Consider the following 6,620-nt stretch of genomic DNA (forward strand, 5'->3'; position numbering starts at 1 on the left):
CCGCGCCGCGCATGCCGATTGCTGCACCTGCGACACACACGCAGGCGGCCCGCCCCGGGCGGACCGCCATTTCAGTCTCAGCCAGGGAGCCGGCATGAGGTGGCAGGGGCAGCGGGAGAGCGACAACGTCGAGGACGTGCGCGGGGAGTCCGGTGGCGGTGGCTTCGGCGGCCTGCCCATCGGCGGGCGCGGGCTGAGCCTGGGCGGGGTGGTGGTGGCGCTGATCGCGGGCTGGATCTTCGGCATCAACCCGCTGGCGCTGCTGGGCCTGATGGACGGCGGTGGCGCCAACGTGCCGGCGCAGCGCGAGGTGGCACCCTCGCATCCGACCGACGAGCGCGCCCGCTTCGCCTCGGTGGTGCTGGCCGACACCGAGGACGTCTGGGGCGCGATCATGGGCCGCGCCAACCGTCCCTACGAGCCGCCGCGCCTGGTGCTGTTCCGCGGCGCCACGCGCACCGCCTGCGGCACGGGCGAGTCCGCCGCCGGGCCCTTCTATTGCCCGGCCGACCGCAAGGTCTACATCGACCTCAGCTTCTTCGACACGCTGTCGCAGCGCCTGGGTGCGCCGGGGGATTTCGCGCAGGCCTACGTCATCGCGCACGAGGTCGGGCACCACGTGCAGACAGTGCTGGGCCTCACGCAGCGCGTGGACGCGCAGCGCCAGCGCCTGGGCCAAGCCCAGGCCAACGCGCTGTCGGTGCGGCTGGAATTGCAGGCCGACTGCTTCGCCGGCGTGTGGGCGCACCACTCGCAGCGCGGCAAGGGCTGGCTGGAGGCGGGCGACATCGAGGAGGGGCTCAACGCCGCCTCGCAGATCGGCGACGACACGCTGCAGCGCCGCAGCCGCGGCACCGTGGTGCCCGAGAGCTTCACGCACGGCAGCAGCGCGCAGCGCGTGCAATGGTTCAAGCGTGGGCTGCAGTCAGGCGTGCCCGCGCAGTGCAACACCTTCGAAACCGCCGGTTCCTGAAAGCAGGCTTTCCATGCGACGACTCTCCAACTCCGCCGCGCTGGTGGACAACTGGTTCGACATGTTGCCTCCCCACCAGCAGGCCACCGTGCGCGCGCTGCACGGCGCGGTGCTCGACGCCGCGCCGCAACTCGTGCCCAGCGTGAAGTGGGGCAACCTGGCGTACCTGGACGGTCCGGCGCAGCTGCTGTCCATCAGCACGCACAAGACGCATGCGCAGTTGCAGGCCGCGCGCGTGCTGTGCGCGATGCTGCCGCCGCACGGTCCCGGCGACGAGGCCGCGGACCACCCGCTGGCGCGCCCGCTCAAGTGCCGCTACTCGCAGGGAGTGGACGAAGGCCAGGTCGCGCGCGTGGTGCGCGCGTGCATGGAGCTGCGCCACCGCATCGACCCGGCGCAGCTGCGGCCGGAGGCGCATGGGACACCGAATTCGCCGCCTGGCGTGCGCTGATCCCAGCTCGCACTCGTGAATGAAGTAATCCGTTCGCCCTGAGGTATCGAAGGATGAACGGCCCTGCCGTAACGCTGCCATCTGACCCTGACGGATTCGGCCTTCGATACCTCAGTCCGAACGGGTCATTTCATGAGCAAAGAAGTACTGGACTGAGGCTGTTCAAGGCTTCGGGAACGTCCCCGGCAGCAGCACGCCCGTGTCCACGCTGGACAGGTTGCGGTGGCCACAGAAGGCCATCGTGAGGTCCAGCTCCTTGGCGATGATCTCCAGGCAGCGCGTCACGCCGGCCTCGCCCATGGCGCCCAGGCCGTAGAGGAAGGCGCGGCCGATGAGCGTGCCGCGCGCGCCCAGGGCCCAGGCCTTGAACACGTCCTGGCCGCTGCGGATGCCGCCGTCCATCCACACCTCGATGTCCTTGCCCACCGCCTCCACGATGGCCGGCAGCGCCTCGATGGAGCTGGGCGCGCCGTCGAGCTGGCGCCCGCCGTGGTTGCTCACGATCAGCGCATCGGCGCCGGAGTTGGCCGCCAGCCGCGCGTCCTCCACGTCCATGATTCCCTTGAGGATCAGCTTGCCGCCCCAGCGCTTCTTGATCCATTCCACGTCGCCCCAGTTGAGCTGCGGGTCGAACTGCTCGGCGGTCCAGGAGCTCAGCGAAGAGAGGTCGCCCACCCCTGTGGCATGGCCGACGATGTTGCCGAAGCTGCGGCGCTTGGTGCCCAGCATGCCCATGCACCAGCGCGGCTTGGTCGCCAGGTTGATGAGGTTGGCCAGCGTGGGCTTCGGCGGCGCGGACAGGCCGTTCTTCAGATCCTTGTGGCGCTGGCCGAGGATCTGCAGGTCCAGCGTGAGCTGCAGCGCGGAGCAGTTGGCGGCCTTGGCGCGGTCGATCAGGCGCTCGATGAAGCCACGGTCGCGCATCACGTAGAGCTGGAACCAGAAGGGCTTCGTCGTATGGGCCGCGATGTCCTCGATGGAGCAAATGCTCATGGTCGAGAGCGTGAACGGGATGCCGAACTTCTCCGCCGCCCGGGCCGCCAGGATCTCGCCGTCGGCGTGCTGCATGCCCGTGAGGCCCGTGGGCGCGATGGCCACCGGCATGGCCACGTCGTGGCCGACCATGTTGGCGCGGATGGAGCGGCCCTCCATGTTCACCGCCACGCGCTGGCGCAGCTTGATCTTCTGGAAGTCGCTTTCGTTGGCGCGGTAGGTGCTCTCGGTCCAGGACCCGCTGTCGGCGTAGTCGTAGAACATGCGCGGCACGCGCCGCTTGGCCAGCACGCGCAGGTCTTCGACGTTGGTGATCACGCTGCTCATGGTGTCGTGTGTCTCGGGGTGTTTCTGATGGGCGCGGATCGTAGCGGCGCGCCGGGCGCTACGGTCGGACAAATGTTCAGGCGCGGGCGGAAAGCGGCGCCGGCTGGGATTCAGCCCGCGCGGCGCGCGGCCAGTTGCTCCAGCGCCTCGCGCGCGATGCGCTCGCAGCTGCGCTGCAGCCACTGCGCGAAAGCCGCCGCTGCGCCGCCCGCGGCGTGGGGCAGCACGTGGTACTGGTGGGCGGGCGTGGCCCGCACGTCGAACAGCGGCACCAGCGCGCCGTTCTCCAGCCAGGTTCGCGCCAGGGAAGGGCGGGCCAGCGCCACGCCCTGACCTCCCAGCGCGGCCTCCAGCGTCAAGCCCAGGTCCAGCAGGCGCGGGCCCTGGTCGGGCTCGGCCCAGGGCAGGCCGGCGGCCTCGAACCACGGCGCCCAGGGCTCCAGCGGCGTGCGCAGCAGCGGCGCGCGGGCCAGGTCGGCGGGCGTGCGCAGTGGCGGCAGCCGCGACAGCAGCGAGGGCGCGGCCATGGGCAGCACCACATCGGGCATGAGCACCGTACCGCCCACGGCCGCGGCGTCGCCGTGGCGCACCTGCACGTCGGCCTCGGTGCCGGCGTCGTCGAGAAAGGGAATGGAGAGCACCACCTCCAGTTCCACCGCCGGGTGCGCCGCCGTGAAGGCCGGCAGCTCGGGCACGAGGATGTGGCGCGCGAAGGTGGGCGGCGTGCTCACGCGCAGGCGCTGCACGCGGCGCGCGCCGCGGCGGTGCTGGGGCGCGGCGGCCAGCAGGCCCAGCGCCGCGCGCACGTGCGTGAGGTATTCCTTGCCGGCGGGGGTGAGCGTCAGGCGCGGGCCGCGCTGGAACAGCGGCGTGCCCAGCAGCTCCTCCACGGCGACGATGCGCTTGCCCACGGCGCTGGCCGTCACGGCCAGTTCCTCGGCGGCCTTTTCGAAGGTGCCCAGCCGCGCCGCGGCCTCGAAGGCACGCAGGCCATCGATGGAGGGAAAGCGCAGGTCCGGCATGGCTGCCGCACTCTAGCAGCGGCTCCGTGCCCGGCCGGGCGCCGCCGGCGAAGCCGCGTGCGGGGCGCGGTCGGAAGGCGGGGCCCGGAATGCCGAACGCCGCCCGGGGGCGGCGCGGCAAGGGTGATTCAGGGTTGACTCAGGAAGTGGGCCGGTGCCGGCTCAGTCGTTGCAGGAGGTGCTGCCGCAACCGGTGATGGCGCCCTCGGCCACGGGCTCGCGGGTGCGGCCGGTGACGGGGTCGAAGCCCACCTGCTCCATGTGGAAGGCCAGGCCCGCGTCCATCATCTGCGCGTGGCCCGGGAACCACTGCGCCAGCTCCGCCACCGCCTGCTTGAGCGGGCCGAAGTCGCCCTCGGTCTGCGCCAGCGCCACCACGTTGCGCATCACCTGCAGCACCGCGGCGTGCTGGAAGCTGTGGCAGTTCTCGGTAGCGAAGCCGGTGGCGGCCATCCAGCGGTCTTCCTGCGCGAAATGCTCGACGGTGTGGTCCAGCAACTCCTGGAAACGCTGCAGCAGCGTGGCCGGCTCCGCGTCGAGCGCGGCCTCGGCCGCGGCGAGCAGATCCACGAATTCTTGGTGCGTGTTGTCCATCTGCGGCTGCTGCAGAGCCAGCGCATCGGACCAAATCAGGGTCGGCATGGGACGCGAGTGTGGACCCCGCCGCGGGCCCATCCCTTGAGCCAGCTCAAGCCGGCGGCCCCGTTAGCATCCACGCATGAGCACGGAATTCACGAAACCGCGGCGCCGGCCCCTGCGCTGGCTGTGGCTGGTGGCCGGCGGCGTGAGCCTGCTGCTGGGCGTGGTGGGAGCCTTCGTGCCGCTGCTGCCCACGGTGCCCTTCGTGCTGCTGGCGGCGTTCTGCTTCTCGCGCGGCAGCGAGCGCTGCGAGCGGTGGTTGCTGGAGCATCCAACCCTGGGTCCGCCGGTGCGGCAGTGGCGCGAGCAGCGCGCCGTGCCGCTGCGCGCCAAGCGCATTGCGTGGTCGATGATGGCGCTCTCCAGCGTGCTGGCCGCGTGGTGGCTGCCCTCGCCCTGGCGCTGGGTGCCGGGGCTGTGCTGCGCGGCGGTGGCGCTATGGTTGTGGCGGCTGCCGAACACGGTGGCGCAGCCTCCGGGCTGAGCCCGGCGTACCCGTGATGCAAGCCACGTCCGGGGCCGGGCCGGGCGCCGGGCTGCGCCCCGTCATCGTCGCCGGTGTCCGACGGTGGTAGATTGCCGCCCTTTGCTATACCGGCCATCAGCATGTCCCAGACGATCCGCATCCCAGACTCGCTATTCGCGCTCGCGCAGCGCGAATCCGAGTTGATGAGCCGCACCGTGGCTCAGCAGCTCGAACATTGGGCCCGCCTGGGGCTGGCCCTGGAGGCGTCGGGCGTGACGGCGAGCCAGGTGCGGCACCTGCTGGACATGGAAATGGGCCGCCGCCTGGACCTGCCCTCGCGCTCGCTGCGCCGTGAGGAGCCGCCCGTCGTGCCCGAGCGCGCGCGCGAAATCGAAGGCTGGGGCGAGCCAGAGGAAGAGCAGCGCGAGCCCGAGCGCGACCGCGAGCCCGTCGGCGGCAACGGTGCCGACGAGGGCTACGACGAGGACTACAGCGACGAGGAAGTCGCCGTGGCCATCACCTGCATCAGCGGCGTGCTGTCGCTGGAAGAGGGCGCCGACGAGGCCGACCTGTCCGAGCGCGAGTTGCGCCGCCTCATGGCCGGTTTGCTGCGTCGCCGCCGCCACATGAGCCTGTCGGAGCTGGAGGCGCTGAGCGCCGAGCGCCGGCTGCAACTGGCCACCGAGATCGCCTTCGCCGAACACGCCGCGCGCGGCCGGCGCTGACCTTGTCCGCCGCAGCGAGGCCGCGGCACGCCTGAGGCGCCTCGACCGGCCGGTCACGAACCCCGAACCGTCGCCGATGTACGTCAATCATTTCGGGCTGCGCAGCGAGCCCTTCTCCATCGCCCCGGACCCGCGCTACCTCTTCATGAGCGAGCGCCACCGTGAAGCGCTGGCGCACCTGCTCTACGGCGTGCGCGGCGGCGGCGGGTTCGTGCTGCTCACGGGCGAGATCGGCGCAGGCAAGACCACCGTCTGCCGCGCCTTCCTGCAGCAGTTGCCGCCCGACTGCCACGCCGCCTACGTCTTCAACCCGCGCCTGACGGCGGTGGAGCTGCTGCAGACGGTGTGCGAGGACTTCGGCCTGGGGCACGTCGAGGCCACGACGGTCAAGCCGCTGGTCGATGCGCTCAACGCCTTCCTGCTGCGCGAGCACGCCGCCGGGCGGCAGTGCGTGCTCGTCATCGACGAGGCGCAGAACCTCAGCCCCGAGCTGCTGGAGCAGCTGCGGCTGCTGACCAACCTGGAGACCGACGAGCGCAAGCTGCTGCAGATCGTGTTGGTGGGCCAGCCGGAGCTGCAGCGCACGCTGGCCGGCATGGAGCAGCTGGCGCAGCGCGTGATCGCCCGCTACCACCTGCAGGCGCTGTCCGAAGCCGAGACGCGCCAGTACGTGGAGCACCGGCTTTCCATCGCCGGCCTGGGCGGACCGCCGCCCTTCGATGCTTCGGCGCTGCGGCGCGTCCACGCGCTGACGCAGGGCGTGCCGCGGCGCATCAACCTGCTGTGCGACCGCGCGCTGCTGGGGGCCTATGCCCAGGGCCGACGCCAGGTGGACGCCGCCACCGTGCGCCAGGCGGCCTCCGAGGTTTTCAACCTGCCGCCGCGCCGGCACCAGGGCGTGATCGCCGCCGCGGCGCTGGCCGGCGCGGTGGGCCTGGCGGCTGTCGTCTGGAGCGGGCTGCGCTCATCGGCGCCCAAGCCGGCGCTGGCCCACGCCGACGCGGGCACCACCCGGCCCGCGGCA

General features: G+C 71.8%; 8 protein-coding genes. 5 read left to right on the forward strand and 3 right to left on the reverse strand.

Translation table 11 applies throughout. The features are described from left to right. The first annotated feature begins 94 nt into the window (after positions 1 to 94). Entirely contained in the window at positions 95 to 973 is an 879-nt protein-coding gene (locus Q0741_RS12325) for a neutral zinc metallopeptidase (protein WP_298233502.1), read from the forward strand. Positions 974 to 986: 13 nt separating this feature from the next. Continuing rightward, positions 987 to 1,424: a DUF1801 domain-containing protein gene (locus tag Q0741_RS12330; RefSeq protein ID WP_298233503.1), complete on the forward strand. Its 438-nt coding sequence runs from the start codon at positions 987 to 989 to the stop codon at positions 1,422 to 1,424. 162 nt (positions 1,425 to 1,586) lie between these two features. Here Q0741_RS12330 and Q0741_RS12335 read toward each other — a convergent pair whose 3' ends face one another. The 3 genes from Q0741_RS12335 to Q0741_RS12345 all read right to left on the reverse strand — a co-directional run bounded on the left by Q0741_RS12335 (position 1,587) and on the right by Q0741_RS12345 (position 4,408). Further along, a complete protein-coding gene (locus Q0741_RS12335; RefSeq protein ID WP_298233504.1) occupies positions 1,587 to 2,744 on the reverse strand; it encodes an alpha-hydroxy acid oxidase in 1,158 nt (385 codons plus the stop codon). A 110-nt stretch (positions 2,745 to 2,854) separates the two neighbouring features. Then, positions 2,855 to 3,766 (reverse strand): LysR substrate-binding domain-containing protein, encoded by a 912-nt coding sequence (locus Q0741_RS12340; protein WP_298233505.1) that lies wholly within the window; start codon positions 3,764 to 3,766, stop codon positions 2,855 to 2,857. A 162-nt stretch (positions 3,767 to 3,928) separates the two neighbouring features. Then, on the reverse strand, positions 3,929 to 4,408 hold the full coding sequence (locus Q0741_RS12345; protein WP_298233506.1) for a hemerythrin domain-containing protein: 480 nt from the start codon (positions 4,406 to 4,408) through the stop codon (positions 3,929 to 3,931). A 76-nt stretch (positions 4,409 to 4,484) separates the two neighbouring features. Between Q0741_RS12345 and Q0741_RS12350 the strand changes: the two genes are divergently transcribed. The 3 genes from Q0741_RS12350 to Q0741_RS12360 all read left to right on the forward strand — a co-directional run. Continuing rightward, the gene (locus Q0741_RS12350) at positions 4,485 to 4,889 is read left to right on the forward strand and encodes a YbaN family protein (RefSeq protein WP_298233507.1); all 405 of its coding nucleotides are present in this window, start codon (positions 4,485 to 4,487) and stop codon (positions 4,887 to 4,889) included. 122 nt (positions 4,890 to 5,011) lie between these two features. Then, positions 5,012 to 5,596 carry a hypothetical protein gene (locus Q0741_RS12355; RefSeq protein ID WP_298233508.1) on the forward strand — a complete coding sequence of 195 codons (585 nt, stop codon included), beginning with the start codon at positions 5,012 to 5,014 and terminating at the stop codon, positions 5,594 to 5,596. Between the two features lie 76 nt (positions 5,597 to 5,672). Then, positions 5,673 to 6,620: AAA family ATPase (locus Q0741_RS12360; protein ID WP_298233509.1), on the forward strand; the 948-nt coding region annotated here is incomplete at its 3' end.

The organism is uncultured Azohydromonas sp., from assembly GCF_937926365.1.
Taxonomy (GTDB): Bacteria; Pseudomonadota; Gammaproteobacteria; order Burkholderiales; family Burkholderiaceae_C; genus Azohydromonas.